Below are 25,062 nucleotides of genomic sequence, written 5' to 3'. Positions count from 1 at the left end.
ACGCGATCCCGTAGGAGCTGCCGAAGGCTGCGATCTTTTGATCTTCTGCACTTGGAGTTTTTGCTAACGACAACCTCGGCGTCGACGGTTAGTGTTCGGAGGGCGGATTTCATCCACAGCGATTGTCCACAGGGAAAAGGATCAAAGGGAATGCTGAGTCGACTGACTCACCTGCTGCGATATGACGGCTACTTCAGCCCAATGGCCTGGGTGCTCGCCGCGCTGCTGTTCATCAATCGCCTGAGCAGCATGGTCAAGCTGTTCATGGCGCTGTATCTGCGCCAGGAGCTGGGGCTGGCGATTGAGACGGTGGGCTGGTTGCTCTCCGCTTATGGCGCGGGGCTGTTGATCGGCTCGATGGCCGGTGGGCTGCTCAGTGATCATGTGCCCACGGCACGGCTCACCGCGGCGCTGTTTTTTCTTTCGGTGTGGACCCTGATTGCGCTGGGGCTGGTCACACAAGTGCCGTTGCTGGCCGGGTTGCTGTTGTTCAGCGGCACGCTCGATGGCGCCATTCGCACACTGCATCAGCGGTTGATCATGGAATATTGTCAGCCTGCACAGCGCGCCCGTGCGCAATCGCTGAGTCGGGTTGCGCGCAACCTCGGCATGGCGGTCGCCGGGGTGGCCGGTGGCGTGCTGGCGCAGACGGGTTTTCGCTGGGTGTTTTTTGTCAGCGCGGCAATGACAGCGCTGGCGTTGCTCTGGTTTGTCCGTTCGACCTGGCATCGCCCGGTGCTGATTGCCGACCCGGTGCCCGAGAACGCGGCTGGCCCCGGCGTACCTTATCGCGACAAACCATTCCTCTGGTTGCTGGCAGCGGCGGTGCTGCTCGGCATCGCTTTCGACACGGTCTACAGCACCCTCGGCAACTATCTGCGTGAGTATTACCACTTGAGTACCGAGGCCATCGGCTGGCAATTCGGGCTCAATGCGCTGTTGGTGGTGTTGCTGCAAATTCCGCTGTCGCATTGGGGCGAGCGCTGGGGCCTGCGTCGGCAATTGATCGCGGGCAGCGTATTGCTGGCTTGCGGTCTGGGGATGTTGCCGTTTGGTTCCGGGCTGTTTTATGCCTGCCTGTCGACGGTGATCTGGACCCTGGGTGAAGCTTTTTTCATGCCGCCGATGAATGTGCTGGTCATGCAGCACGCGCAGGCAGGCAAGAGTGGCCAGTATTTCGGCCTGTTTTTCATGAGCTGGAGCGCCAGTGCGTTGCTGTCGCCAGTGCTTGGCGGTCAGCTCTACGGCCACTTCGGCGGGCACAGTGTGTGGCTGGTCAGTGCCGCGCTGGCGTTGCTGGCGATACCGTTGATGTACCGGGCGACGCGCAGTGCTTAGCTGTTCTGGTTATAGGTGTTATTCGAAAGCGATCTGCCGTGGCGGGGCATTTCCGAGGGTTGATTAGCGTCCTATCTGGTGAACCCGGCTGATCGGAACTAGATTTCACTCAGCGCCAGATCGGCACCCAGGCTTCAACCCAGAAAGGATGGAATCAGCTATGAACATTTTTCAACGCATTGTGCTGTTGCTTAAGGTTTTGGTGATGTTGACGCTTGGCACCACGGCGGCCTGGGCGAGTACTGCCTCGCCACCACAGGGATTCAATGCAGCTCACGGGCACGCAGGTGTGATCATGCTGGCCAAGTCCGAGTCCGAACCTGGCGATCAGGATCAGGGCGGCAGCAAGGACGATGACGATTCGACCACTGACGAACCAGACACCGATGACGATGATGACGGCGACAGCCAGTCGTAAATCGCAGACAAAAGAAAACCCCTTCTTCCTCGACTGATGCGCAATCGGGGCAGAAGGGGTTTGGTAACACTGGAGCAACTCAAATTACTTGTAGGAGTGAGCCTGCTCGCGATGGCGGTGTATCAGTCAATGAAGATGTTGACTGGTACACCGCCATCGCGAGCAGGCTCACTCCTACAGTTCTTTATGCCGCGCCGTCGAGGAATTGCTCGGCGTAGTGGCATGCCACCTGCCGGCTGTCGAGATGGCGCAGGGCCGGCTCTTCAGTGCTGCAACGCTCGGTCGCGTACGGGCAGCGCTTGTGGAAAGCGCAGCCTGACGGCGGGTTCAGCGGGTTGGGCAGTTCGCCGACAATCTTGATTTTCGGCTTGTCCGGGTCCGGGTGAATGGTCGGTGTCGCCGACAGCAGTGCCTGGGTGTACGGGTGCAGAGGACGGGTGTAGATGTCCTCTTTCGGGCCCATTTCCACTGGACGACCGAGGTACATCACCATCACATGGTCGGCAACGTGACGCACTACCGCGAGGTTGTGCGAGATGAACACGTAGGCAGTATTGAATTCCTGCTGCAGATCCATGAACAGGTTCAGCACCTGTGCCTGAATCGACACGTCCAGAGCCGAGGTCGGTTCATCCGCCACCAGTACTTTCGGTTGCAGCATCATCGCCCGGGCCAGGGCGATCCTCTGGCGCTGACCGCCGGAGAACATGTGTGGATAACGCTGGTAGTGCTCGGGACGCAAGCCGACCTGCTTCATCATCGCCTGAACTTTTTCGCGACGTTCGGCGGCACTCAGGTTGGTGTTGATCAGCAGCGGCTCGGCCAGTTGATCGCCGATTTTCTGCCGTGGGTTCAACGAGGCGTACGGGCTCTGGAACACCATCTGCACGTCTTTGCGCAGTTGCTTGCGCTGAGCCTTGTCGGCGCCGGTAACTTCCTGACCGGCGATTTTCAGCGAGCCCGAAGACGGGTCTTCGATCAGGGTCAGGGCGCGGGCGAGGGTGGATTTGCCGCAGCCCGATTCACCAACAACGGCGAGGGTCTTGCCGGCTTCCAGTTCGAACGACACACCGTTGAGGGCGCGTACGGTCGCGTGGCCCTTGAACAGGCCACGGGAGACTTCGTAGTGACGGGTCAGGTCGCGGGCGGTAAGTACGACGGCCATTACGCCACCTCCTGATTCAGCGGGTAGAAGCAGCGGGCGAGGCTGTTGCTTTTCGGGTCAAGCGCCGGGCGCTGGGTACGGCAGTTGTCCTGCACGTACGGGCAGCGCGGCGACAGCAGGCAACCCTGCGGACGGTCGTAACGGCCGGGGACGATGCCGGGCAAAGTCGCCAGACGTTCGGCACCGAGGCTGTGTTCCGGAATCGCCTTGAGCAGCGCTTCGCTGTACGGGTGTGCCGGGATGTCGAACAGTTGCGGCACCTGACCGACTTCAACGGCTTGGCCCGCATACATCACGCACACGCGCTGGGCAGTTTCAGCCACGACCGCGAGGTCGTGAGTGATCAGTACCAGACCCATGTTCTGTTCTTTCTGCAACGCCAGCAGCAGATCCATGATCTGTGCCTGAATCGTCACGTCGAGTGCCGTGGTCGGTTCGTCGGCGATCAGCAGTTTCGGCTCGCCGGCAATCGCCATGGCAATTGCCACACGCTGGCTCATACCGCCGGACAGTTGATGCGGGTAAGCATCCATACGGCTGGCGGCGCCCGGGATTTCGACTTTTTCCAGCAGTTCGATGGCACGTTTGCGAGCTTGCTTGCTGGACATTTTCAGGTGCAGGCGCAGCACTTCTTCGATCTGGAAACCGACGGTGTAGCTCGGATTCAGTGCGGTCATCGGGTCCTGAAATACCATCGCCAGGTCTTTGCCGACGATCTGCCGACGCTGGCGGTTGCTCAGCTTGAGCATGTTCTTGCCGTCGAAACTCAGGGAGTCAGCGGTGACGATCCCCGGGTGCTCGATCAGGCCCATCAGCGCCATCATGGTCACGGACTTGCCGGACCCGGATTCGCCAACGATGGCCAGTACTTCGCCCTTGTCCACTTTGAGGTCGAGGCCATCGACCACCGGCACGGCGTTCTTGTCGCCGAAGCGAACGTTGAGATTCTTGATTTCTAGCAGTGACATGGGAATCTCCTCAGGCGGCGTTCTTGAGTTTCGGGTCCAGCGCATCGCGCAGACCGTCGCCCATCAAGTTGATTGCCAGCACGCTGAGCAAAATGGTCAAACCAGGCAGACTGACTACCCACCAGGCGCGTTCGATGTAGTCGCGGGCCGAGGCCAGCATGGTGCCCCACTCAGGGGTTGGCGGTTGTACGCCAAGGCCGAGGAAGCCCAGAGCAGCAGCATCGAGAATCGCCGAGGAGAAGCTGAGCGTTGCCTGAACAATCAGCGGCGCCATGCAGTTCGGCAGCACGGTGATGAACATCAGACGGGGCAGACCGGCACCGGCGAGACGGGCGGCGGTCACGTAGTCGCGGTTCAGTTCGCCCATCACCGCAGCGCGGGTCAGACGGACATAGGACGGCAGGGACACCACGGCAATCGCGATCACGGTGTTGATCAGGCCAGGGCCGAGGATGGCGACAATCGCCACAGCCAGCAGCAGCGACGGCAGGGCCAGCATGATGTCCATCAGACGCATGATGGTCGGGCCAAGCGCTTTCGGGAAGAAGCCGGCGAACAGGCCCAGCAGAATCCCCGGGATCAGCGACATCACCACCGACGACAAGCCGATCAGCAGCGACAGGCGCGAACCCTGGATCAGACGCGACAGCAGGTCACGACCCAGTTCATCGGTGCCGAGCAGGAATTGCATCTGCCCGCCTTCAAGCCACGCCGGAGGCGTCAGCAGGAAATCACGGTATTGCTCGCTCGGGTTGTGCGGGGCGACCCACGGCGCGAACAGCGCGCAGAAAACCACCAGCAACATGAACAGCAGGCCGGCAACGGCACCTTTGTTCTTCGAGAAGGCTTGCCAGAACTCTTTGTACGGCGACGGGTACAGCAGGCTTTGATCCACGGCGGACGCGGAAGTGGCTACTGAGGAAGTTGGAGTGCTCATGGATATTGACCTCAGCGCTGATGACGGATGCGTGGGTTGGCAAAGCCGTAGAGGATGTCCACTACGAAGTTGACCAGAATCACCAGGCAAGCGATTAACAGGATGCCGTTTTGTACGACTGGATAGTCCCGGGCGCCGATGGCTTCGATCAGCCATTTGCCGATGCCGGGCCAGGAGAAGATGGTTTCGGTCAGAACCGCACCGGCCAGCAGGGTGCCGACTTGCAGGCCGACCACTGTCAGTACCGGAATCAGCGCATTACGCAGACCGTGCACGAATACCACACGCGATGGCGACAGGCCTTTGGCCCGGGCGGTGCGGATGTAGTCTTCACGCAAGACTTCGAGCATCGACGAACGGGTCATCCGCGCGATCACCGCCAGCGGGATCGTACCGAGCACGATGGCCGGCAGGATCAGGTGATGCAGCGCATCGAAAAACGCGCCGACGTCATCGGCCAGCAGCGTGTCGATCAGCATGAAACCGGTGCGCGGCTCGATGTCATAAAGCAGGTCGATCCGCCCGGAAACCGGGGTCCAGCCCAGGCTCACCGAGAAGAACATGATCAGGATCAGGCCCCACCAGAAGATCGGCATCGAGTATCCCGCCAGGGAGATACCCATCACCCCATGGTCGAACAGGGACCCTCGCTTGAGGGCCGCGATCACCCCGGCCAACAGGCCAAGGACACCGGCGAACAGCAGCGCGGCCATGGACAGTTCCAGGGTCGCGGGGAAGAGGGAGGTGAACTCGGTCCATACGCTGGTGCGCGTGCGCAGGGATTCGCCGAGATCGCCGTGGGCCAGTTTGCCGATGTAGTCCAGATACTGGGCATACAGCGGTTTGTTCAGACCTAGGCGTTCCATTGCCTGAGCGTGCATTTCGGGGTCGACCCGACGTTCGCCCATCATGACTTCCACAGGGTCGCCAGGAATCATGCGAATCAACGCGAAAGTCAGCAAGGTGATGCCGAAAAACGTGGGGATCAACAACCCCAGTCGGCGGGCAATAAAACTAAACATCTTGTGTGGTACCTCATCAGCCGGTTAGGCGTGCCCGGTCTCCCTGGGATCAGGGAAACCGGGAGTTTCTTATCTACTTCACCTGGGTAGTGGCGAAGTTATTAGTGGTGAGAGGGCTGATGTGATAACCCTCTACGTTGTTGCGCATTGCAGTGAACATCCGGGTGTGGGCCATGCTGATCCACGGTTGGTCCTGATTAAACAGAACCTGGGCCTCTTCATAGAGCTTGGCGCGTTCCGCCGGATCTACTTTAGCCCGTGCTTCATCCAGCAGAGTCTGGAATTTCTCGTTGCACCAGCGCGCGTAGTTTTCGCCGTTCTTGGCAGCTTCGCAACTGAGCATAGGCGTCAGGAAGTTATCCGGGTCGCCGTTGTCGCCCGCCCATCCGGCAGACACCATATCGTGTTCACCGTTCTTGGCGCGTTTGAGCATTTCGCCCCATTCCATGACGCGGATGTCGATCTTGATCCCGACTTTCGCCAGGTCAGCCTGCATCATCTGCGCGCCGAGCATCGGGTTCGGGTTGGTCGGACCACCGCCGTTACGGGTAAACAGGGTAAACACGGTGCCGTCTGGAACCCCGGCTTCCTTGAGCAAGGCGCGGGCCTTGTCGAGGTCGCGTGGCGGGTTCTTCAGGTCGTGGTTGTAACCCAGCAGCGTCGGCGGGTACGGGTTGACCGCGACCGAGGCGTTGCCCTTGCCGAACAGCGCGTTGACGTAAGCTTCCTTGTCGAACGCGATGTCGATTGCCTTACGTACCCGCACGTCGCTCATGTACTTGTGCTGGGTGTTCATGGCGATGTACGAGACGGTCATCGCGTCCAGTTCATCGACTTTCAGGTTGGTGTCTTTCTTGATGCTCGGAATGTCATCCGGCTTCGGATACAGCGCGATTTGGCACTCGTTGGCCTTGAGCTTTTGCAGGCGCACGTTGTTGTCAGTGGCGATGGCCAGAATCAACGCATCAGCCGGCGGCTTGCCACGGAAGTAATCCGGGTTGGCCTTGAACCGTACCTGGGCATCCTTGGCGTAGCGCTGGAAGATGAACGGGCCGGTGCCGACCGGTTTGCTGTTGAGGTCGCCAGTCTTGTCGGCCTTGAGCAACTGGTCGGCGTACTCGGCGGAGTAGATCGAGGAGAACGCCATGGCGATGTCGGCGAGGAACGGCGCTTCGCGGCGGGTCAGGGTGAACTTGACCGTGTTGTCGTCGACTTTCTCTACGCTCTTGAGCAGTTCCTTGAAGCCCATGCTCTCAAAGTACGGGAAGCCCACGCTCGACTTCTTGTGCCACGGATGGTTCGGGTCCAGCTGACGCTGGAAGCTCCAGACCACGTCGTCGGCATTCATGTCGCGGGTCGGCTTGAAGTATTCGGTGGTGTGAAACTTGACGCCTTTACGCAGGTGGAACGTGTAAGTCAGACCGTCCTCACTGATGTCCCAGGAGTCGGCCAGCGCTGGAATCACGTCGGTGGTACCAGGCTTGAAGTCGGCCAGACGGTTGAAGATGGTTTCGGCCACAGCGTCCGCAGTGACTGCAGTCGTGTACTGGACCATATCGAAGCCTTCCGGGCTGGCTTCGGTGCAGACCACCAAGGGTTTGGCCGAGACGCCAACAGCGACACTCAGCAACGCGGCAGCAATGGCCGCACGTAGGGGAAGCATTTTCATCGATAACCCTCTGCAATCGGTTGAAGACAAAAAACCGAACGGCCGACTCATCATGAGTCAGCCGTCGATTGGCGTTTTTACAGGATGTTGAACGGGATGGTGGTCACGAGACGGAACTCGTTGATGCTGCCATCGTTCTGGAACTCGCTCGCGCGGTGCGCAGTGTAGGTGCCGCGAATTGTGGCGGCTTTTAGAGGACCGCTCTGCACGGCATAGGTCGCACCGATGCCGTATTCATAGTGGTGCTCGCCGTCTTGATTCTGGATGCCGTCGTAACCTTTGAGAGCCACGCCTTTGTTGCCGTCGTAGTGAGTACCGTCGATACCCCAGCCACGCGCCTGATAGATGTTGAACTTCAAGCCTGGCACGCCATATTCGGCCATGTTGATGCCATAGGAAATCTGGAAGGATTTCTCGTTCGGGCCGTTGAAGTCAGACAGCAGGGAGTTGGCGAGGTAAATGCCGTTTGTCTCGTGCAGGTAGTCGAAGTATTCGTTACCGTTCACTTGCTGGTACGAGAAAGTCAGGTTGTGAGCCTGATGGGTCAGACCGAACGACAGCGAGTAGGTGTCGTTGTCGATGTCGCCCAGCAATTTTTTGCCTTCGTCTACGGTCTTGTAGTAGTTCAGACCGGTGGTCAGGCTGAGGACGTTGCTGTCACCGAGTTCATGGGTGGCGCCGAAGTAGTACTGGTTCCACAGGTCTTCAACCTGGGTGCCCCACAGGCTGGTTTTCAGGCTGGCGAGCGGCTGGTAGGTGATACCGGCAGTGTTGACGCGATCAGACTCGACGCGGCCGTTGGCGTACTCCGCGCGGAATTTTTGCAGGCTTTGTTCCGAACGCGGCGATACGCGGTCGAAAGAGGCCAGATCGAAGGACAGGTTGTTCAATTCCTCACTGTGGAGTGCAATACCTTCAAAGCTCGAAGGCAAAGCACGGTTACCGATCACATCGACCTGCGGACTGCTGAAGCCCATGCGGCCAGCGGTCAGAGTGGTGTTGGAAACACGTGCCTTGAGGTTGGCCAGGCCAAGTTTGCTCCACTGACCTACAGCGTCGCCGCTGCCTTTGTGGGTCAGGGTGCGGTTGTTGCCGGAGCTCAAACCGGTTTTCGGCGCGCCACCGTTGCCTGCTGCCAGATTTTCGACGTCACGCTCCAACGCTACGGCGTTGTAGGCCGCCACTTCAGTGCTGAAACCTACAGTACCCTCGGTAAAGCCCGAGTTGTACTTGATGATGGTGCCCTGCACCCAGTTGATACGGCGGTCGGTTTCGGCCAGCGAACCATTCTTTTTGTAAACGAACTTAGCGCCACGTTGCAGTTGCTCGTTGGCATACCAGTTACGCGTGGTGCCGGTGATCGATTGACCTTCGACGAAGCCGGTGGCGTCAGCCTGGGCACTTTTTTCGTTGACGCTCACCGGAGTGAACGCCTGACTCTGGTTTTCCGCATAAGCCGTGGCGGTGATGCTGCTTATGGCCAGGGCCAGTATCGCGGAGTTGCTCAGTTTCATGGGTGAAGCTCCTTTACTTTCTTTTTATGCCGGCTTTTTTAGGTTGGCCGGTTATTGGTTTAGAACTCATTCACACATCGCAAACGTTTGCCAAAGGCCTGATAGGCGAATTTCGGCAAAGCGCCTGCGTGAGGGGGTAGACGGTCCCCCTCAGCATTGCGGCTAATCGGTTGGGTTAATCGATACTGACACCCGAGAAAACGTTGCGGCCGAAGGGACTGACTTTGAATCCCTCGACTTTGGCGCTCAACGGCTGGTTGACCGTTGAATGGGCGACAGGCGTGATCGGCACTTGCTGTTTAAGCAATTGCTGGGCCTGTTTATAAAGCACGGTGCGCTGGTCGCGATCGGTGACGATCTTGGCCTGTTTGATCAGCTTGTCGTAAGCCGGGTCGCACCACATGGAGTAGTTGTTGCCGCCGATGGCATCACAGCTGTAAAGCGTGCCGAGCCAGTTGTCCGGGTCACCATTGTCACCGGTCCAGCCGATCAGGCTGATGTCGTGCTCGCCATTCTTGGTGCGCTTGATGTACTCGCCCCATTCGTAGCTGACGATCTTCACTTTCAGACCGATTTTCGCCCAGTCAGCCTGGAGCATTTCGGCCATCAGTTTGGCGTTCGGGTTGTACGGACGTTGCACCGGCATCGCCCACAAAGTGATCTCGGTGCCTTCCTTTACGCCGGCAGCCTTGAGCAACTCTTTGGCTTTTTCCGGGTTGTAGGCGGCGTCCTTGATGGTCTCGTCGTAGGACCATTGGGTCGGCGGCATGGCGTTGACCGCCAATTGACCTGCACCTTGATAAACGGCGTTGAGAATCCCTTGTTTATTCACCGCCATGTCCAGCGCCTGACGCACTTCGAGCTGGTCGAACGGCTTGTGGCGCACGTTGTAGGCGATGTAGCCGAGGTTGAAACCGGGCTTCTCGATCAGCTTCAGTTTCGGATCGGTTTTCAACGCCACGACATCGGCCGGGCGTGGGTGCAGGGTGATCTGGCACTCGTTGGCCTTGAGCTTCTGCACACGTACCGAGGCGTCGGTGTTGATTGCGAAGATCAGATTCTTCAGCTTGACCCGGCTCGGGTCCCAATATTGTTCGTTGCCGGTGTAACGGATGTTCGAGTCTTTCTGGTAGCTCTTGAACACGAACGGACCAGTGCCGATTGGCTTCTGGTTGATATCGCTCGGCTTGCCTTCGGCCAGCAGCTTGTCGGCGTATTCGGCGGACAGGATCGCGGCGAAGCTCATGGCGATGTTCTGGATAAACGCGGCATCAACGCTGTTTAGCGTAAACACCACGGTCAACGGCCCGGTCTTCTCGACCTTGGCGATGTTCTTGTTCAGGCTCATCCCGTTGAAGTACGGGAACTCGGTGGGATAAGCCTTACGGAATGGTTGCTGCGGATCAAGCATGCGATTGAACGTGAACAGCACGTCATCGGCGTTGAAGTCGCGGCTGGGTTTGAAGTACGGCGTTGTATGAAACTTCACACCTTCACGTAGGTGGAAGGTGTACTTGAGACCATCCTCGGAAATATCCCACTTGGTCGCGAGGCCCGGTACGACGTTGGTCGCGCCTTTTTCGAACTCGGCCAACCGGTTGTAGATCGGCTCGGCGGCGTCGTTGTCGGTTGCCGTGGTGTATTGCGCGGTATCAAAACCCGCTGGGCTGCCTTCTGAACAGAACACCAGACTGTTGCCGGCGGCGAAACCGGTGGAAGTGGCGGCCAACAGACCGGCACCCAGCAATGCGGAAAAAACCAAGGTATGGCGCATAACGCTCCCTCTTTTTTAGTGTTGTTCGATGCGCCGCCGTCTCATCCGGAAACGTTGTGGCTGCATCGAGCTCAATCCAATACGTACGGCAAACCGGTGGCCCACGCGATAACTGGTCAGAACCCGACAGTAGGAACCGTGGGCCTGGCAGTAAATACGTAAAAGCCTGAAAACCTCGTAGGAAAGGGCGACACGTCCTATACCTCTGCGGTAATCCACAGCGGAATTGGATGTAGGCTAATTCCTAACTTCCCGGCAGATAAAGCAACGGCGACGTCAAAAACGTCGCCGTTGCGTTAACTCAATTGCTGACGCTGACGCCGTAGAAGGAGTTCAAGCCGAAAGGGCTGATCTTGAAGTCCTGCACGTTGGCGCGCATGGGTTGATACACCGTCGAGTGAGCGATAGGTGTCATTGGGACTGCATCTTTGAGGACGTGTTGCGCCTGTTTGTACAGTTCGGTGCGCTTGGCCTGGTCGGTGGTGCGCTTGGCTTCTTTCACGAGGCCGTCGAACTTTTTGTCACACCATTTGGAGAAGTTGTTGCCGCTCAGCGAGTCGCAGCCGAACAGAACGTTGAGCCAGTTATCCGGATCACCATTGTCGCCGCTCCAGCCGATGATCATCGCCTGGTTCTCGCCGCCCTTGGAGCGCTTGATGTACTCGCCCCACTCGTAGCTGGTGATCTTCACGTTCAGACCGATCTTCTTCCAGTCGGACTGGAGCATTTCGGCCATCAGCTTGGCGTTCGGGTTGTACGGACGTTGAACCGGCATCGCCCACAGAACGATCTCGGTACCTTCCTTGACGCCGGCTTCCTTGAGCAGCGCTTTGGCTTTCTCAGGATCGTACTTGGCGTCCTTGATGGTGGTGTCGTAAGACCACTGGGTTGGCGGCATGGCGTTGACAGCCAGTTGGCCTGCGCCCTGATAAACCGAGTCGATGATCTGCGGTTTGTTCACGGCCATGTCCAGCGCCTGACGTACACGCAGGTCGGCCAGCGGGTTGGCTTCGTTGCTGCCCTTGACCTTGTCCATCACGTTGTAAGCGATGTAGCCCAGGTTGAAACCAGCCTGGTCAGGCATCTTCAGGTTTTTGTCTTCCTTCAGCGCCTTCAGGTCGGCCGGACGCGGGAACAGGGTGACCTGGCACTCGTTCTTTTTCAGCTTCTGAATACGTACCGACGGGTCGGTGGTGATAGCGAAGATCAGGTTGTCGATCTTCACGTCTTCAGGCTTCCAGTAGTCCTTGTTCCCGGTGTAGCGGATGTTGGAGTCTTTCTGGTAGCTCTTGAACACGAACGGGCCAGTGCCGATCGGCTTCTGGTTGATGTCGGAAGCCTTGCCTTCCTTGAGCAGCTGGGCAGCGTACTCGGCGGACTGAACCGACGCGAAGCTCATGGCCATGTTCTGGATGAACGCGGCATCAACTTCTTTCAGCGTGAACTTGACGGTGTGGTCGTCGACTTTATCGATCTTGGTGATGTTGGTATCCATCCCCATGTCGGTGAAGTACGGGAATTCTGTCGGGTACGCCTTACGGAACGGGTCATCCTTGTTAATCATGCGATTGAAGGTGAACAGCACGTCGTCGGCGTTGAACTCACGAGTCGGCTTGAAGTACGGGGTGGTGTGGAACTTGACGCCTTCACGCAAGTGGAAGGTGTAAGTCAGGCCGTCGGTTGAAATGTCCCAACTGGTCGCCAGGCCAGGAACAACGGCGGTGCCGCCGCGCTCGAACTGGGTCAGGCGGTTGAACATGGTTTCAGCAGAGGCGTCGAAGTCGGTTCCGGTGGTGTACTGGCCTGGATCGAATCCGGCAGGGCTCCCTTCGGAGCAGAACACCAGGTTAGTCGCAGCGGCTGCGAATGGTGCGGAGGCTAACAAGCCTGCGCCGACTAAAAACGGAATGACCGCGTGTTTAAGCATGTTGGCCTCATGATTTGTTGTCATTTTTTAGTTGTGAGGTACGACCTCGTGAGTCGTGCCTGCGGATACTTATGCAGGGGCCATACCCATTGCAAGATCCAGAGTGTTAGCAAGCGTCAAACGGTGGCACGTACGTACCTTAATGTCGCATTGGTATAAGTTTTGACGCATTTGACCGTTTGCGAGTGTTTTTTACGGTGCAAATGAAGCCCCAAAACGGTGCGTTGGTCACGTTGTGTGCGCCGGGGTGGGGCTTGGTGTTACTTATATATACCGTTGGTTTTGTGGGAATTTTCTGATGTTTGGGTGGGGGCTTTGTGGGGGCTGGGGTGGTGGTTTTTTCGGGGGGTAGTACTGGGTGCAACTGGGGTGCTTCTTTTGGTAGCGCCTTGGATACATATCTGGGGTGAGGGTAAGTTTTTGACTGTTTAAAAGTGTTTCAAATAACCGGAACCTTCCCACAAGGTTTTCAGGTTGTCCGTCGGACGTGGGCTCTCTAGTCTTTGGTTGTCGCTGAACATTCAGTGATCGGGTGTGAGAACCCTGGAAAAATTAGTCATTCAGTACCCGTATCAGCTGCCACCCACTTCGCCGACCGGCTCGGTCGGGCCAGAGCGCAATACGGTGCTGGCGATCCAGCAGATCATCATGCTCGCCGAGTTGGCGGTGAATCGGGCGCTGGATCGGGTTGATCCACAGGCTTGAGACCGTGTCATCGTTCATCGCGAGCAAGCTCGCTCCCACAGTTGGAATGCATACCCTTGTGGGAGCTAGCCTGCTAGCGATGGCGTCGGATCAGCCAGCACATATCCCGGGCACAAAAAAAACCGGCGATCATTCACTGATCGCCGGTTTTTCATTCAGCCCAAATCAAATCACTGCATCAGCACTTCAATCGAGCCATCGGCCGTCATGTTGACCTGGCTGGTGCCGGCTTCGACTTCTGGAGTGACTGGTGCCGAGTCCATGGCCGCCGCTTTCATCATCATCGGTGCGCGCAGGTACGGTTGTGGATAACCGTTGCTGTTGAGGTTCAGGTTGACGATTTTGTAGCCCTTGCCGCCGAGTGCATCGGTGGCCAGCTGGGCACGGGCCTTGAAAGCGCTGACGGCTTCTTTCAGCAGTTGGTCTTCGCTGGCCTTGCGGGTCGGGTCGGCGATGGCGAAATCCATGCCGCCCATTTTCAGGTCACCCAGCAGTTCGCCGGTGAGTTTGGACAGGGCGGCAAAGTCGGAGCTTTCCAGACGCAGTTCTGCGCGTTCACGCCAGCCGGTGATTTTCTGGCCCTTGGTGTCGTAGATCGGGTAGCTGTTGCGGCTGCCCTGGCGCAGGGTGATGTCTTTGACTTGCTTGGCCTGGGCCAGTGCCTTGTTCATGGTGGTGCTGACGTCGGCGGCGAGTTTGGCCGGGTCGGTGTTTTGCTCTTCGGTGTAGAGGGTCACGATCATCAGGTCGCGGGCTACTTCCTGGCTGACTTCGGCGCGCAGGGAAATCTGGTTGTAATGCAGCTCATCGGCGGCCAGCGCCGGAAGGCTGGCAACGGTGCCGACGGTCAGGGCGAGAAGGGCGGCGCTGCGGCGAAATGTGTGCATGAAAGCTCCTTGATGGGGGCGCAGGTGATGGTTCGGGGGCCTGCGTGAAACCATCAGACTCTAACTTTTATGATGCGGTTCGCCCAGTTACAACTTCTATACAGATAGTTGGGGCTGCTATGCAGCCAATCGCCAGCAGGCTGGCTCCCACACTGGCCATGCACTTCTTGAATGATTCTGCCTGACTTAAAATCCGGCAATGCACATCCTGTGGGAGCCAGCCTGCTGGCGATGGGGCCTTATAGCCTCAAATAACCTTTCTGCCATGTGGTCGTTTGCCGCACTTTCGACTCTCAAGCCCGCGCCTTGGTTATACTCCGTGCGATTCGCCTGGAGCGCTCATCAGGAGAGCTCATGCTCGCCCCCGTACAACTGACTTCCGCCACTCGCCAGAACCTCTGGCGGCTGACTTTCATCCGCACTTTGGTGCTCGCCGCGCAGGCCGGTTCCGTAGGTATTGCCTACTGGCTCGAACTGCTGCCATTGCCATGGGTGCAATTGGCGATGACCCTCGGTTGCTCGACGCTGTTGTGCGTGTTCACCGCCGTGCGCCTGCGCACTTCATGGCCGGTCACCGAGCTTGAATACGCGCTGCAACTGGCCTGCGACCTGTTTATCCACAGTGCCTTACTGTATTTCTCGGGCGGTTCGACCAACCCGTTTGTTTCCTATTATCTGGTGCCATTGACCATTGCGGCGGTGACGTTGCCGTGGCGCTATTCGGTGATTCTGTCGGGCATTGCGCTGGCGCTGTACACCTTGCTGCTGGCACGGTTCTACCCGTTTCCCCTGGAAACTTTCCCGATTGCCCGCGAGAATTTGCAGATCTACGGCATGTGGCTGAGCTTCGCCCTTGCCGCCGCAGTCATCACGTTTTTCGCTGCGCGCATGGCCGAAGAGCTGCGTCGTCAGGAAGAGTTGCGCGCCATCCGTCGTGAAGAAGGCCTGCGCGATCAGCAATTGCTCGCTGTTGCGACTCAAGCTGCCGGCGCCGCACATGAATTGGGGACGCCGCTGGCGACCATGAGCGTGTTGCTCAACGAAATGCAGCAAGATCACTCTGACCCGCTGCTGCAAGACGATCTCAAGGTGCTGCAGGATCAGGTCAAACTGTGCAAACAGACCTTGCAGCAACTGGTGCGCGCCGCGGAGGCCAACCGACGTCTGGCGGTGGAGATGCAGGATGTCACCGACTGGCTCGATGAGGCGCTGAACCGCTGGCACCTGATGCGCCCCGAAGCCAGTTACCGCTTCCAGCGACTCGGCCAGGGCGACGTGCCGCGCATGGCGCCGCCACCGGATCTGACGCAGGCGCTGCTCAATCTGCTGAACAATGCCGCCGATGCCTGCCCGGAAAACCTCCAGGTGACGCTGGACTGGAACACCGAAGACCTGACCATCAGCATTCGTGACCACGGCGCCGGTGTGCCGCTGGCCATCGCCGAACAGATTGGCAAACCGTTTTTTACCACCAAGGGCAAAGGTTTCGGCCTGGGCCTGTTTTTGAGCAAGGCCAGCGTGACACGCGCTGGCGGCTCAGTGAAACTCTATAGTCATGAGGAAGGCGGCACGCTCACCGAGCTGCGCCTGCCCCGTGCCGCCCGAGGAGACCAACATGAGTGACGAAATCCAAGTCGAAGGCGAAGAACTGCCGCATTTGCTGCTGGTCGACGATGATGCAACTTTCACCCGCGTGATGGCTCGTGCCATGGCTCGCCGTGGTTTTCGCGTCAGCACCGCCGGTTCCGCCGAAGAAGGCCTGACCATCGCCCAGGCCGATCTGCCTGACTACGCCGCGCTGGACCTGAAAATGGACGGCGATTCCGGTCTGGTCTTGCTGCCCAAGCTGCTGGAGCTGGACCCGGAAATGCGCGTGGTAATCCTCACCGGTTATTCGAGCATTGCCACCGCGGTCGAAGCGATCAAGCGCGGCGCCTGCAACTACCTGTGCAAACCGGCGGATGCCGACGACGTGCTGGCCGCTCTGCTGTCCGAGCACGCCGACCTCGACAGCCTGGTGCCGGAAAACCCGATGTCGGTCGATCGACTGCAATGGGAACACATCCAGCGCGTGCTGACCGAGCACGAAGGCAACATCTCCGCCACTGCCCGCGCTCTGGGCATGCACCGCCGCACCTTGCAGCGCAAACTGCAGAAGCGCCCGGTTCGTCGCTGAACCTGCGCTGAACGACTATCGCCAGCCCTCGCGATAAATCGCACCGATCAACTATGATCGGTGCGTGTCTGTTCTTTTCTTTATCGAGCCTTTTCCATGAATCAGAACGCTGAATATTCCGCGGTCAACGATGCTGTGCGCGGCCAGTTTTTTCGTAAGGTATGGGCGATCATCACGCCTTACTGGCGCAGTGAAGAGAAGGCCAAGGCCTGGACGCTGCTGATTGCGGTGATAGCGCTTTCCCTGCTCAGCGTGGGGATTTCGGTGTGGTTCAACACCTGGTACAAGAATTTCTACAACGCTTTGCAAAAGAAGGATGAAGCCGCGTTCTGGCAGCTGATTCTGTATTTCTGCGCGATTGCGGCGGTGGCGATTGTCGGCGCGGTGTACAGGCTGTATCTGACCCAGATGCTGACGATCCGCTGGCGAGCGTGGCTGACGGAGAAGCACTTCGCCCGTTGGCTGGCCGACAAGAATTACTATCAGCTGGAGCAGGGCGGTTACACCGATAACCCGGACCAGCGGATTTCCGAAGACCTCAACAACTTCACCTCCAACACCCTCGAGCTGGGCATTGGCCTGCTGCGCAATATCGTCAGCCTGGTGTCGTTCTCGATCATTCTGTGGGGCGTGTCGGGCAGCATCGAAGTCTTCGGCATCACCATTCCCGGCTACATGTTCTGGTGCGTGCTGGTTTACGCGGTAGTGGGCAGTTGGCTGACGCATTTGATCGGTCGTCGCTTGATTGGCCTGAACAACCAACAACAACGCTTCGAAGCCGACCTGCGTTTCTCCATGGTGCGTATTCGCGAGAACGCCGAAAGCATTGCGCTGTACAACGGCGAACCGAACGAAAACCGTCGCTTGAGCAGCCGTTTCGGCAATGTCTGGCATAACTTCTGGGACATCATGAAAGTGTCCAAGCGCCTGACATTCTTCACTGCCGGTTACAGCCAGGCAGCGATCATTTTCCCGTTCATCGTTGCGTCGCCGCGTTACCTCGCCGGCAAGATCGAACTCGGTGAACTGATGCAGATCAGCTCGGCATTCGGCAACGTCCAGGAAAGTTTCAGCTGGTTCATCAGCGCGTACCAGAGCCTCGCTTCCTGGCGCGCCACGTGTGATCGTCTGCTGAGTTTCCATCAAGCCATGCGCGACAACGAAGAACGCACGCCGGCCATCGATGTGCAGAATCAGGGCAGCGAATTGAAAGTGCATAACCTCGGTCTGGATCTGGCTGACGGTCGTCACTTGCTAACCAGCGCCGACATGACGGTGGAAGAGGGCGACCGAGTGATGCTCAGCGGCCGTTCCGGCAGCGGTAAATCCACGTTGCTGCGCGCGATGGGGCATTTGTGGCCACGGGGCCACGGCAATATCCGCTTGCCGGCTGCGCGTTATCTATTCCTGCCGCAAAAACCGTATCTGCCGATCGGCACGCTCCGTGAGGCGCTGAGTTATCCACAACCGGGCGATACCTACGCGCCGGAGCGTTACGTGCAAGTGCTGGAGACCTGCCGTTTGCCACATTTGGTCGCACGACTGGACGAAGCCAATCACTGGCAGCGCATGTTGTCGCCGGGTGAACAGCAACGTCTGGCCTTCGCCCGCGCACTGCTTTACGCACCGCACTGGTTGTACATGGACGAAGCGACTTCGGCGATGGATGAAGAAGATGAGGCGACGTTGTATCAGGCACTGATCGATCAGTTGCCGGGCGTGAGCATCGTCAGCGTCGGCCACCGCAGCAGCCTGAAACGCTTCCACCCACGGCACGTGCGGATCGACAGCGGCCACCTGGTGGAGCAAACCGTAACCGCCTGATCAGCGAAACCCCCTGTGGGAGCGAGCTTGCTCGCGAAGACGTTGGAGCAGTCAACATGATTGTTGAATGTGAAACCGCCTTCGCGAGCAAGCTCGCTCCCACAGGGGAAAGTGATCGTACAACCCGCTTGCGCTATCATGCGGACCAAGCCGAACCCACGAGACAAGACCTGAGCCATGGAAAACCTGATCGACACCCCGCGCCTTCCGCGCAAGCGCCGCAGCCTGGCACAGGAACTGGTGACGGTGCTGAGCGAGCAGATCCGCGATGGCCTGCTCAAGCGTGGCGACAAGCTGCCAACCGAGTCGGCGATCATGCAGGAACATGGTGTCAGCCGCACCGTGGTGCGCGAAGCCATCTCCCGATTGCAGGCCGCAGGACAAGTCGAAACCCGTCACGGCATCGGCACGTTTGTGCTCGACACACCGAGCCCGAGCGGCTTCCGTATTGACCCGGCGACGGTCGTCACCCTGCGTGACGTACTGGCAATTCTGGAATTGCGTATCAGCCTCGAAGTCGAGTCCGCCGGCCTCGCCGCGCAACGCCGCAGCCCCGAACAACTGGCAACCATGCGCGCTGCGCTGGATGCGTTAAACGAAAGCGCCGCCCACGCCAGTGATGCAGTGGCCTCGGACTTTGCCTTCCACCTGGAAATCGCGCTGTCCACCGGCAACCGTTATTTCACTGACATCATGACCCACCTCGGCACCAGCATCATTCCGCGTACGCGGCTGAATTCGGCGCGTCTGGCCCATGATGATCAGCAGCATTACATGAGCCGCCTGAGCCGTGAGCACGAAGAGATTTACGAAGCGATTGCCCGTCAGGATTCGGACGCGGCCCGTGCGGCCATGCGTCTGCACCTGACTAACAGCCGCGAACGACTGCGCCAGGCGCATGAAGAGGCGCAGGCCCAGCGGGGCTAAGTAATGTATTGACTGACACATCGCTATCGCGAGCAGGCTCACTCCTACAGTAATTGATGTCGTGCACAAGATCTGTGCTCAACACATAACCCTGTAGGAGTGAGCCTGCTCGCGATGGGGCCTTTAAATTCAACTCTGCAATATCGACCGATCCACCCGCACCGCCAACGCCACTTTCCCCGGCTGCACTGCAAACACAACATCCCCGCGCTTATCCACAACCCCCCGCGCAATCGCCTTGCCATCCGCCAGCAACTCCAGCGGCGCACCTTCCAGCGACTGTCCCGACGCCAGTTCCAGTTTCAATTTGATCGTCATCTGTACTCTCCTTAGTGGGTGTTACCGGTTGGCTTGTAGTCCTTGAGCAACAGATAAGTGCTCCAGCCCCACCAGTTATCAATGGTCGCGGTGTCGTTGAGGTTGTTCACATCCTTGCGGCGCAGAACCTTGCCGCCCTCGACGCGAAACAGCGGCGAAAAGTTGTTCGCCAGATTCAGTACAGCGCTCAGATCGGGTGTCCGTTGCAGCGCCGCGAATGTGGACGGGGCGGGCAGGGTGCCGCTGAGATAGGCGGCAAACACCTCATCCGCCGAAGCCTGTACCGCTTGGTTGACCTGCGCACGGTTGTCCGCATCGGTTGCATCGAAGTAACGCTTGTCGCCAAACGCGCGCCATTGATCACCCCGGGCATTGCGCACCTTGAGGCCGAATTTGCTGTCCTCGTCATGCATGAAGCGGGTGACCAGTGAACCCAGGTCGCTCGGTGTCACCGCCGCAGCCATTGCTTTGCGGGGCACCCGCAAGTGGCCGGAAGAGAACAGGTCGGTGAGGTAGTGATCGGCAAACGCATTCATCGCGTAAGCCCGTTCCAGTTGTTGCTCGTTCTGCGTGGCGCGGGCAGCGATTACGGTTTGCAGGGCGGCGGTGTGGCCGGCGATGTAGGCCAGTTTTGCCCATTCGCCGAAGTGGTCGGCGTTGTTCGCCGCCAGTTTCAGATAGCGACCGAGCGGGAACAGCGCCGAGACGAAACTGCCGCCGCCGGTGATTTTGTTCCACTCTTCGGACAACGTATCTCCGAGCGCGTCATAGGCTTCGTGCGGTTGCTTGCCGTCCTTGATCGCCTGTTTGACCGCGTCGATCTCCTTTTGCATGACCGCCAGAATCTGCGTTGCTTCGGCCTTCGAGGCCGGGAGCACGGCGAGTGAGTCAAACGCGGCGTTGAAGCGTTGCAGGCGATCGACCGGCGTGGGGCCTTCGTTGATCGGTCGATCAACGACCCCGTAGAAATCCCCGCCCAGTGCCAGCACTTGCCCATAAGTCGGTGCGAGGCCGTTGGGCAGGTGCAATTGCACATTTTGCGCGAGCACCGGTTCGGCGTTTTCGACGAAGCGCAGCAGCGTGTTGTCGCCTATCGCGGTGTGTTCGCCACCTTCGAACCTCAGCTGCGGTTTGCCTTTCAAGGCTTTGCCGGGGAGGGCGGTGACGGGGTCGACATCGCTGTGGGCATCGGCGATGTGCAGCACCAGATGCGGATTGTTGGCACTGATGGCGATGCCTTTTTCGGTGAACAGATCATCGAAACGCGCTATGACCGGGGTCGGTCGTTCCTGGGGTTTTGTTTGTAGTCCGGACATTTCTTTCTCCTTGATATGTCGTCGGTGGATTCTTATTTAACTGTATGCATATACAGTTAAATCGAGCTTAGCCGAGAACTTTCCTACGTCAAGGAACGATCTTGTCCGACAAAAAGTGCCTGCCAGCGATGAAATGCAGTTGACGGTTATCTTTTAAGTTGTACGATGACCTACAACTTCGGCGCTGGCCGGACCATAAAAACTCACAATATGTTGCTACCCAGGGTGTTCGAAAAATGAATCCACAAGAACTGAAGTCCATCCTCTCCTCCGGTCTGCTGTCGTTCCCGGTGACAGATTTCAATGCCCAGGGCGATTTCAACCGCGCTGGCTACATCAAACGCCTTGAGTGGCTGGCTCCGTACGGCGCTTCGGCCCTGTTCGCCGCTGGCGGTACCGGTGAGTTCTTCTCCCTCGCAGCCAGCGAATATTCGGAAATCATCAAGACTGCCGTCGACACCTGCGAAACCAGCGTGCCGATTCTGGCCGGTGTCGGTGGTTCGACCCGGCAGGCCATCGAGTACGCTCAGGAAGCCGAACGTCTGGGCGCCAAAGGCCTGTTGCTGCTGCCGCATTACCTGACCGAAGCCAGCCAGGATGGGGTTGCCGCCCACGTTGAAGCCGTGTGCAAATCGGTGAAAATCGGTGTGGTGGTTTACAACCGCAACGTTTGCCGCCTGACCGCGCCGCTGCTGGAACGTCTGGCTGAACGTTGCCCGAACCTGATCGGTTACAAGGACGGTCTGGGCGATATCGAACTGATGGTGTCGATCCGTCGTCGCCTCGGCGATCGCTTCAGCTACCTGGGTGGTTTGCCGACCGCCGAAGTCTACGCCGCCGCCTACAAGGCGCTGGGCGTACCGGTTTACTCGTCGGCGGTGTTCAACTTCATCCCGAAAACCGCGATGGATTTCTACCACGCCATTGCCCGTGAAGATCACGCCACCGTTGGCAAGATCATCGACGACTTCTTCCTGCCGTACCTCGACATCCGCAACCGCAAATCCGGTTACGCCGTGAGCATCGTCAAGGCTGGCGCAAAAATCGCCGGCTATGACGCAGGCCCGGTGCGGGCGCCGCTGACCGACCTGACCGGCGAAGAGTACGAAATGCTCGCCGCGCTGATCGACAAACAAGGTGCGCAATAACACCCGAGCCAACCGAGGCCGCTGAGCGATCAGCGGCTTTTGCGTAGAGAGGAGAAATTCAGTGACTGATGCAAAGCGTTACGACAACTACATCAACGGCGAATGGGTTGCCGGTGCCGATTACTCGGCCAACATCAACCCGTCCGAGTTGAGCGACACCATTGGTGACTACGCCAAAGCCGATCTGTCTCAGGTCAACAGCGCCATCGACGCCGCCCGTGCCGCGTTCCCGGCGTGGTCGACTTCGGGCATTCAGGCGCGTCACGATTCGCTGGACAAAGTCGGCACTGAAATCCTCGCTCGTCGCGAAGAACTCGGCACTTTGCTGGCCCGTGAAGAGGGCAAGACTCTGCCCGAAGCCATCGGCGAAGTGACACGCGCTGGCAACATTTTCAAGTTCTTCGCCGGTGAATGCCTGCGTCTGTCTGGCGACTATGTGCCGTCGGTACGTCCGGGCGTCAACGTTGAAGTCACCCGCGAAGCGCTGGGCGTGGTCGGTCTGATCACCCCGTGGAATTTCCCGATTGCCATTCCTGCATGGAAGATTGCCCCAGCCCTGGCCTACGGCAACTGCGTGGTGTTGAAGCCTGCCGATCTGGTACCGGGCTGCGCCTGGGCACTGGCGGAAATCATCTCCCGCGCAGGCTTCCCGGCCGGCGTGTTCAACCTGGTGATGGGCAGCGGTCGTGTGGTTGGCGAAGCGCTGGTCAACAGCCCGAAAGTCGACGGCATCAGCTTCACCGGCTCGGTTGGCGTCGGTCGGCAGATCGCGATCAACTGCGTGTCGCGGCAGGCCAAAGTGCAACTGGAGATGGGCGGCAAGAACCCGCAGATCATTCTCGACGACGCCGACCTCAAGCAAGCGGTCGAGTTGTCGGTGCAGAGCGCGTTCTACTCCACCGGCCAGCGTTGCACCGCGTCGAGCCGCTTGATCGTTACTGCCGGCATCCACGACAAATTCGTCGAGGCGATGGCCGAGCGTATGAAGTCGATCAAGGTCGGTCACGCGCTGAAATCCGGCACCGATATCGGGCCAGTGGTTTCGCAGGCGCAGCTTGAACAAGACATGAAATACATCGACATCGGCCAGTCCGAAGGTGCGCGTCTGGTCAGCGGTGGCGGTCTGGTGACCTGCGACACCGAAGGCTACTTCCTCGCCCCAACGCTGTTTGCCGACAGCGAATCATCGATGCGCATCAGCCGCGAAGAGATTTTTGGCCCGGTGGCGAACATCGTGCGCGTGGCCGATTACGACGCCGCACTGGCCATGGCCAATGACACCGAATTCGGTCTGTCGGCGGGCATCGCCACCACGTCGCTGAAGTACGCCAACCACTTCAAGCGTCACTCGCAAGCCGGGATGGTGATGGTCAACCTGCCGACCGCCGGTGTCGATTACCACGTTCCGTTCGGTGGCCGTAAGGGTTCATCCTATGGCTCACGTGAGCAAGGCCGCTATGCACAAGAGTTCTACACCGTGGTGAAAACCGCGTACATCGGCTCCTGATCTGTAGGAGCTTGCCTGCAAGCGATGGCATCACTGCGGTGTCGCTGAAAAAACGTGGTGATGCCATCGCCGGCAGGCCAGCTCCCACAAAAAGCAAGACCAAAGAAGATTCACCCGCGCATAAAAATAATCAGTGGGAGTACATCTACATGCAATCGTCCAAGCCGACTCACGTCCGCTATTTGATCCTGCTCATGCTGTTTCTGGTGACCACGATCAACTACGCCGACCGCGCGACCATCGCCATCGCCGGTTCCAGCCTGCAAAAAGACCTGGGTATCGACGCGGTCACTCTTGGCTATATCTTCTCCGCATTCGGTTGGGCCTACGTCGCCGGGCAAATTCCTGGTGGCTGGCTGCTCGACCGGTTTGGTTCGAAAAAAGTCTATGCGCTGAGCATCTTCACCTGGTCGCTGTTCACCGTGCTGCAAGGCTTTGTCGGTGAGTTCGGCATGTCCACGGCGATTGTCGCGCTGTTCATGTTGCGCTTTCTGGTCGGTCTGGCCGAGGCGCCATCCTTCCCCGGCAACGCGCGTATTGTCGCGGCCTGGTTCCCGACCGCTGAACGCGGCACCGCCTCGGCGATCTTCAACTCGGCGCAATACTTTGCCACCGTGCTGTTTGCCCCGCTGATGGGCTGGATCGTCTACAGCTTTGGCTGGGAACACGTGTTCATCGTCATGGGAATGTTCGGCATTGTCTTCTCGCTGATCTGGCTGAAGGTTATCCACAGCCCGCGCCAGCACCCGATGGCCAACGAAGCGGAAGTGCAGTTCATCGCCGACAACGGCGGCATGGTCGACATGGACCTGAAGCAGGGGAAAAAGACCGACGGTCCGAAGTGGGATTACATTCGTCAGTTGCTGACCAATCGCATGATGCTTGGCGTGTATCTGGGCCAATACTGCATCAATGGCATTACCTATTTCTTCCTGACCTGGTTCCCGGTGTACCTGGTGCAAGAGCGTGGCATGACCATTCTCAAGGCTGGTTTCATTGCTTCTTTGCCGGCGATCTGCGGATTTATCGGTGGTGTGCTCGGCGGGGTGATTTCCGATTACCTGCTGCGTAAAGGTCATTCGCTGACCTTCGCCCGCAAGGCTCCGATCATCGCCGGCCTGTTGGTCAGCAGCAGCATCGTCGCCTGCAACTACGTGGACATCGAATGGATGGTGGTCGGTTTCATGGCCCTGGCATTCTTTGGCAAAGGCGTTGGTGCGCTGGGTTGGGCGGTGGTGTCCGACACTTCGCCGAAGCAGATCGCCGGCCTCAGCGGCGGGCTGTTCAACATGTTCGGCAACATCGCGTCGATCACCACGCCCATCGTTATTGGCTACATCATCAGCGCCACCGGCTCGTTCAAATGGGCACTGGTGTTCGTCGGTGCCAACGCGCTGGTTGCGGTGTTCAGCTACCTGGTGATCGTTGGTCCGATCAAACGTGTGGTACTCAAAGAACCGCCAACCAACGGCGGTTCTGAAGTCACCGGCAAATTGTCTCAAGCGCATTCCTGAGGAGCGGC

Annotated in this window: 20 protein-coding genes and 1 pseudogene; 10 read left to right on the top strand and 11 right to left on the bottom strand. The window is 58.6% G+C overall.

What is annotated here, in order from left to right; translation table 11 throughout:
* Positions 1 to 150: 150 nt before the first annotated feature.
* A complete protein-coding gene (locus tag ACTWLJ_RS02810) occupies positions 151 to 1,338 on the top strand; it encodes an MFS transporter (RefSeq protein ID WP_445179791.1) in 1,188 nt (395 codons plus the stop codon).
* A 160-nt stretch (positions 1,339 to 1,498) separates the two neighbouring features.
* Positions 1,499 to 1,756 (top strand): hypothetical protein, encoded by a 258-nt coding sequence (locus tag ACTWLJ_RS02805; RefSeq protein WP_445179790.1) that lies wholly within the window; start codon positions 1,499 to 1,501, stop codon positions 1,754 to 1,756.
* 184 nt (positions 1,757 to 1,940) lie between these two features.
* Here the strand turns inward: ACTWLJ_RS02805 and ACTWLJ_RS02800 are convergent, their stop codons facing one another.
* From ACTWLJ_RS02800 to ACTWLJ_RS02765, 8 genes are all read right to left on the bottom strand, one after another.
* Complete coding sequence (locus tag ACTWLJ_RS02800; protein ID WP_401217476.1) at positions 1,941 to 2,921, bottom strand: peptide ABC transporter ATP-binding protein; 981 nt, start codon at positions 2,919 to 2,921, stop codon at positions 1,941 to 1,943.
* Positions 2,921 to 3,889, bottom strand: coding sequence for an ABC transporter ATP-binding protein (locus ACTWLJ_RS02795; protein WP_445179789.1), 969 nt, complete (start codon positions 3,887 to 3,889; stop codon positions 2,921 to 2,923). The genes ACTWLJ_RS02800 and ACTWLJ_RS02795 overlap by 1 nt, the downstream gene beginning before the upstream one ends.
* Before the next feature lie 10 nt (positions 3,890 to 3,899).
* Complete coding sequence (locus ACTWLJ_RS02790; protein WP_401217482.1) at positions 3,900 to 4,826, bottom strand: ABC transporter permease subunit; 927 nt, start codon at positions 4,824 to 4,826, stop codon at positions 3,900 to 3,902.
* Positions 4,827 to 4,837: 11 nt separating this feature from the next.
* Entirely contained in the window at positions 4,838 to 5,848 is a 1,011-nt protein-coding gene (locus tag ACTWLJ_RS02785) for an ABC transporter permease subunit (RefSeq protein ID WP_445179788.1), read from the bottom strand.
* 73 nt (positions 5,849 to 5,921) lie between these two features.
* Positions 5,922 to 7,517, bottom strand: a complete 1,596-nt coding sequence (locus ACTWLJ_RS02780; protein ID WP_445179787.1) for an ABC transporter substrate-binding protein — start codon at positions 7,515 to 7,517, stop codon at positions 5,922 to 5,924.
* A gap of 77 nt (positions 7,518 to 7,594) precedes the next feature.
* Positions 7,595 to 9,031 (bottom strand): OprD family outer membrane porin, encoded by a 1,437-nt coding sequence (locus tag ACTWLJ_RS02775; RefSeq protein WP_445179786.1) that lies wholly within the window; start codon positions 9,029 to 9,031, stop codon positions 7,595 to 7,597.
* 175 nt (positions 9,032 to 9,206) lie between these two features.
* Positions 9,207 to 10,805: an ABC transporter substrate-binding protein gene (locus ACTWLJ_RS02770; protein ID WP_445179785.1), complete on the bottom strand. Its 1,599-nt coding sequence runs from the start codon at positions 10,803 to 10,805 to the stop codon at positions 9,207 to 9,209.
* Positions 10,806 to 11,106: 301 nt separating this feature from the next.
* Positions 11,107 to 12,732 carry an ABC transporter substrate-binding protein gene (locus ACTWLJ_RS02765; protein WP_401217495.1) on the bottom strand — a complete coding sequence of 542 codons (1,626 nt, stop codon included), beginning with the start codon at positions 12,730 to 12,732 and terminating at the stop codon, positions 11,107 to 11,109.
* 603 nt (positions 12,733 to 13,335) lie between these two features.
* On the opposite strand from ACTWLJ_RS02765, the pseudogene ACTWLJ_RS02760 reads away from it, so the two are divergent.
* Positions 13,336 to 13,437: pseudogene (locus ACTWLJ_RS02760) on the top strand (DUF6124 family protein); the annotation flags it as partial.
* 170 nt (positions 13,438 to 13,607) lie between these two features.
* On the opposite strand, the gene ACTWLJ_RS02755 reads toward ACTWLJ_RS02760, so the two are convergent.
* Complete coding sequence (locus tag ACTWLJ_RS02755; RefSeq protein WP_445179784.1) at positions 13,608 to 14,324, bottom strand: SIMPL domain-containing protein; 717 nt, start codon at positions 14,322 to 14,324, stop codon at positions 13,608 to 13,610.
* A gap of 354 nt (positions 14,325 to 14,678) precedes the next feature.
* On the opposite strand from ACTWLJ_RS02755, the gene ACTWLJ_RS02750 reads away from it, so the two are divergent.
* From ACTWLJ_RS02750 to ACTWLJ_RS02735, 4 genes are all read left to right on the top strand, one after another.
* On the top strand, positions 14,679 to 15,947 hold the full coding sequence (locus tag ACTWLJ_RS02750) for an ATP-binding protein (protein WP_445179783.1): 1,269 nt from the start codon (positions 14,679 to 14,681) through the stop codon (positions 15,945 to 15,947).
* The gene (locus tag ACTWLJ_RS02745; protein ID WP_003221630.1) at positions 15,940 to 16,500 is read left to right on the top strand and encodes a response regulator transcription factor; all 561 of its coding nucleotides are present in this window, start codon (positions 15,940 to 15,942) and stop codon (positions 16,498 to 16,500) included. The genes ACTWLJ_RS02750 and ACTWLJ_RS02745 overlap by 8 nt, the downstream gene beginning before the upstream one ends.
* 96 nt (positions 16,501 to 16,596) lie before the next feature.
* Complete coding sequence (locus ACTWLJ_RS02740) at positions 16,597 to 18,324, top strand: ABC transporter ATP-binding protein/permease (RefSeq protein ID WP_445179782.1); 1,728 nt, start codon at positions 16,597 to 16,599, stop codon at positions 18,322 to 18,324.
* Positions 18,325 to 18,501: 177 nt separating this feature from the next.
* Positions 18,502 to 19,251 carry a FadR/GntR family transcriptional regulator gene (locus tag ACTWLJ_RS02735; protein WP_401220449.1) on the top strand — a complete coding sequence of 250 codons (750 nt, stop codon included), beginning with the start codon at positions 18,502 to 18,504 and terminating at the stop codon, positions 19,249 to 19,251.
* A 129-nt stretch (positions 19,252 to 19,380) separates the two neighbouring features.
* On the opposite strand, the gene ACTWLJ_RS02730 is transcribed toward ACTWLJ_RS02735, so the two are convergent.
* Positions 19,381 to 19,569: a hypothetical protein gene (locus tag ACTWLJ_RS02730; protein ID WP_400774890.1), complete on the bottom strand. Its 189-nt coding sequence runs from the start codon at positions 19,567 to 19,569 to the stop codon at positions 19,381 to 19,383.
* Positions 19,570 to 19,580: 11 nt separating this feature from the next.
* A complete protein-coding gene (locus tag ACTWLJ_RS02725; protein ID WP_445179781.1) occupies positions 19,581 to 20,885 on the bottom strand; it encodes a phospholipase in 1,305 nt (434 codons plus the stop codon).
* Positions 20,886 to 21,121: 236 nt separating this feature from the next.
* On the opposite strand from ACTWLJ_RS02725, the gene kdgD reads away from it, so the two are divergent.
* The 3 genes from kdgD to ACTWLJ_RS02710 all read left to right on the top strand — a co-directional run bounded on the left by kdgD (position 21,122) and on the right by ACTWLJ_RS02710 (position 25,054).
* Positions 21,122 to 22,033 carry a 5-dehydro-4-deoxyglucarate dehydratase gene (kdgD, locus tag ACTWLJ_RS02720; protein ID WP_008026855.1) on the top strand — a complete coding sequence of 304 codons (912 nt, stop codon included), beginning with the start codon at positions 21,122 to 21,124 and terminating at the stop codon, positions 22,031 to 22,033.
* Positions 22,034 to 22,094: 61 nt separating this feature from the next.
* On the top strand, positions 22,095 to 23,540 hold the full coding sequence (locus tag ACTWLJ_RS02715; protein WP_445179780.1) for an aldehyde dehydrogenase family protein: 1,446 nt from the start codon (positions 22,095 to 22,097) through the stop codon (positions 23,538 to 23,540).
* 65 nt (positions 23,541 to 23,605) lie between these two features.
* Positions 23,606 to 25,054 carry an MFS transporter gene (locus ACTWLJ_RS02710; RefSeq protein ID WP_445181442.1) on the top strand — a complete coding sequence of 483 codons (1,449 nt, stop codon included), beginning with the start codon at positions 23,606 to 23,608 and terminating at the stop codon, positions 25,052 to 25,054.
* Positions 25,055 to 25,062 lie beyond the last annotated feature (8 nt).

The organism is Pseudomonas sp. McL0111 (assembly GCF_052567255.1).
Note: the sequence above shows the minus strand (reverse complement) of the source record. Positions and strands in the feature narration are given on the sequence as shown.